4 protein-coding genes and 1 pseudogene are annotated in these 2,911 nt (G+C 33.8%); 2 read left to right on the forward strand and 3 right to left on the reverse strand.

The features are described from left to right. Nucleotides 1-29: 29 nt before the first annotated feature. Nucleotides 30-515, forward strand: coding sequence for a DUF371 domain-containing protein (locus DMP16_RS08925; RefSeq protein WP_083216383.1), 486 nt, complete (start codon nt 30-32; stop codon nt 513-515). On the opposite strand, the gene DMP16_RS08930 is transcribed toward DMP16_RS08925, so the two are convergent. Next, on the reverse strand, nt 438-1,187 hold the full coding sequence (locus DMP16_RS08930; protein ID WP_231961122.1) for a methyltransferase: 750 nt from the start codon (nt 1,185-1,187) through the stop codon (nt 438-440). The genes DMP16_RS08925 and DMP16_RS08930 overlap by 78 nt on opposite strands. A gap of 58 nt (nt 1,188-1,245) precedes the next feature. Next, nucleotides 1,246-2,244, reverse strand: coding sequence for an NAD(P)/FAD-dependent oxidoreductase (locus tag DMP16_RS08935; protein WP_069284709.1), 999 nt, complete (start codon nt 2,242-2,244; stop codon nt 1,246-1,248). A gap of 84 nt (nt 2,245-2,328) precedes the next feature. Between DMP16_RS08935 and DMP16_RS08940 the strand changes: the two genes are divergently transcribed. Next, nucleotides 2,329-2,682: a hypothetical protein gene (locus DMP16_RS08940; RefSeq protein ID WP_231961121.1), complete on the forward strand. Its 354-nt coding sequence runs from the start codon at nt 2,329-2,331 to the stop codon at nt 2,680-2,682. Here the strand turns inward: DMP16_RS08940 and DMP16_RS11075 are convergent. Continuing rightward, nucleotides 2,660-2,911: pseudogene (locus tag DMP16_RS11075) on the reverse strand (MFS transporter); the annotation flags it as partial. The gene DMP16_RS08940 and the pseudogene DMP16_RS11075 overlap by 23 nt on opposite strands.

The following is a 2,911-nucleotide window of genomic DNA, read 5'->3' on the forward strand; positions in this document are numbered from 1 at the left end:
GAGAGGTTATACATTTATATTAGCTAAAATTGATTGAAGTTGAAGAGATTATAATAAAAGGTCATAAAAACGTAAAGGGAACCCACAAGACTACCTTCGAAATAACTAGGGATGACTATCTAACACCTAAAGGGGATTGCATAATAGGTATTCTTGCCAGTAAAGGTAGTGCAGATTTATCCCAAAAATTTAAGGAACTTGTAAGAAATGATAATACCTTTATCTACGCTGTAATAAAAGTAGAAAACTTAATTGATATCATACATGGGCGTGGATCTTCGCAACTTGAATTAAACAGCTCAAGAAAAATGGTGTTTAGAAAATCAAATTATGTTGAAGGATCCACAGTGATGATACGTTCTGATAAGGCTGCAAGGGATATAAACCGAATGATAATTCAAGAATTGAAGAAAGGTAAAACTGGCATAGTTTATCTTTTAGCATCTGACAAGACCCTTGAAGATAAAGAGATTCTTAGAATAGTCCTTAATCTTAATCCATTCAGTATTTCCTAATTTATCTCTAGCATCTTCTTCTGAGTTAGTTAAAATGTAAAATACAACGTCTTTAGATACTCTACATAGCTCATGTTTATGATATACTACCATTGTAGGATTGTCAGCAAACGTTATTTCGAAAGCTTTATCCCTAAATGGTAGAAAATTAGCATCATAATTTACGATATCTACCATTCCCTTAAATTTATTCAAGCTAAGTGATTTCTTCAACATATACAAACCATTTATGTTAATATCCCCTGCTATAACATACACCTTCATCTTATGAATTATATTAAGGGCTATCGCACCGTAGCCGGTATAAGCATCTAAGATAGTCTTTTGGTTATTGATCATCTCTAGATTTTTTGCTCTATCTCTGGATAAAGAAGGATTAACGTAGACCTCTAACAAATTTACATAGAACTTTACCCCGTTCTCTTTATATATGGTATCAGATTTTTTCTCACCATATAAGAATTCTAACTCATTTGTTCTGTACTCTCCACTCACTCTTTTCTTCAAATAAACAGCTTTTATTCTTGGGTGATTTTCTATAATCTTCTTCGCTAATTTTACATAATCTACTTCAACATCCTTTGGAGTAATTATGGCTATATCTCCTATGATATAAAAGCTTCTAGCGCCCGGAAATGTTAAGCTAAGCCTTTCAGCCCTCTTCTTAATCACAATTTGATTTAGAAATGTTGATTTTTATACGTTACGTAATAATATGATGAAAAGAAAATCACTTAGCTTTAAACTTATCCATTTCTGAACTATGACCAGCAAACAATGAAGCATTGGGCTCTACATATTTCTTAGCTACACTTACCGCAATTGCCGCTTGTCCAAATCCAGTTGCTATTAATGCTAACTTGGGTGAGCCCTCTACCTGTGCAATATCACCTGCTGCGTATACACCAGGTAGGTTAGTCTCCATTTTACCATTTACTACTATATCCCTGCCTTTCATGGTTACTCCCCATTGAGGCATCTTTCCTAAGTCGCCCTTATATCCTATACTTATAATTATTGCATCAACGTCTAACACTTTCTCTTCCTTTGTCCTGTTGTCAAATATTATTGCTTGAGTAACTCTATTGCCATCACCTTTCACTTCTTTAAGCTCATGCCACGTATAAACAGTAGCAACACTGAATAGTTCTTTTACACTTCTCTCATGAGCCCTAAATTGGTCTCTTCTGTGAATTAACGTTACTGATTTGGCTAGCGGAGCTAATGTTAAAGCCCAGTCTACAGCTGAGTCTCCTCCACCTACAACTAATACTCTTTTTCCTTCAAAATCTTTTTTCCTTCTGACAGAGTAATATACTCCTCTGTTCTCATAATCTATTTCTCCCTTTGCCCCTAGCCTAGAGGGAGTTATTTTTCCAATTCCAGCTGCTATGAGTATGGTTTTTGTCTTATAAGATCCTTTATCGGTCTTTACGGTCCACATATTATCATTACTTTTCTCTATCCAATCAGCCCACTCGTTTATTCTGATATCTGGATTAAACATTTTTGCTTGCTCAACAAGTCTTTGTGCTAGATCATACGCTTGAATACCTGGAAACCCACCAACATCATATACAATTTTCTCAGGATATAAAGAAATTAATTGACCGCCTAATTCATCTTGTGCATCTATTAGTAAAACTTTCATATCTCTTAAACCAGCGTAGAATGTTGAAAAAAGGCCTATAGGACCTCCACCTATAACTACCATGTCATATTCGACCAAACTCTTTTGCACCCGTAACCATCTCGTACTTATACTATTTAAATTTTAATGCAAATTTATATTACCGATTACCTAACATTAAATGTGATTCAATCGTTTCAATTATTTGCTTTAATTTTGATAATTCCATTACCTATTCTATCATATTTGTGGTTTAGGTATTACAATATAATAATAACTGAAGGTAAAAAATATGTTGGTGAAAAATATACTGAAGAGGAGATTCTACTATTACCATCTTCCAGCAAAAAAGTGAAAATATCGGGAAAAACAGTAATAATTGTAAATGGTGTTAATGCGTGGATTACTATAAGGGTAAATGGAGGACCTAAACAAAAGGTTTTCAAAATAAGGCTTTTAAATAGTTCTGGGGAACTAGAACTCATTAATGAAAGTAAAGTATTTCAGCTAAAGGTTATACTGAGACGTTCCGCCTAACCGTAAATATTAGTAAGAGCATCAGGATACCTATAACATTCACCACGTACCACATATAGAAACCAGAATAGGAGGCAATTAATTGAAAATTCATACCTATTAGAATATTTATGGAGTTTACTAATGCTAAACCTACCGTAGTGTTAGCACCTTTCTGAAGTAGGGCAATAATCGAATACATGACAGATAATGCTAACTCATTAAATATTCCTATAATTATAATTCCTAT

Source organism: Sulfolobus sp. B1, from assembly GCF_007050195.1.
Lineage (GTDB): Archaea > Thermoproteota > Thermoprotei_A > Sulfolobales > Sulfolobaceae > Saccharolobus.